General features: G+C 63.9%; 1 protein-coding gene. It reads left to right on the top strand.

Going from position 1 to position 466, the window contains the following annotated elements; translation table 11 throughout:
- Positions 1 to 448 (top strand): SDR family oxidoreductase (locus AC1D0P_RS29140; RefSeq protein WP_477679918.1); only part of this gene is annotated, 448 nt, incomplete at its 5' end.
- Between the last annotated feature and the right edge of the window lie 18 nt (positions 449 to 466).

Here is a 466-nt window from a genome sequence, read left to right as displayed (position 1 = left end):
GGGCTGGGCGCGGCTGGAGCGGATGTTCAACATCAATGTGCTGGGTGCGATCCGCGTCGCCGGCGAGGCGGTGAAGCGCATGTCGACGCGCCATGGCGGTCGTGGCGGCGTGATCATCAATAATTCCTCGATGGCTGCCGTGATCGGCGGCCCGAATGTTTATGTTGACTATGCCGCCTCCAAGGGCGCGATCGATACGCTGACGATCGGGCTTGCCAAGGAAGTGGCGACCGAAGGCATCCGTGTCAATGCGGTGCGCCCAGGCATTATCGACACCGAGATTCACGCCTCCGGCAGCCTGCCGGATCGGCCGCGCCAGGCCGGTCCCGACATTCCGATGAAGCGGGCAGGCACGGCCGATGAAGTCGCCGATGCGGTCACCTATCTACTCTCCAACCAGGCGTCCTACATTACCGGCGCCCTACTGAATGTCAGCGGCGGACGCTAACCGCCGGAAGCGAAGGGA

Source organism: Polaromonas sp. P1_G2 (assembly GCF_056405515.1).
This window is presented reverse-complemented; position numbering and strand designations above follow the sequence as displayed.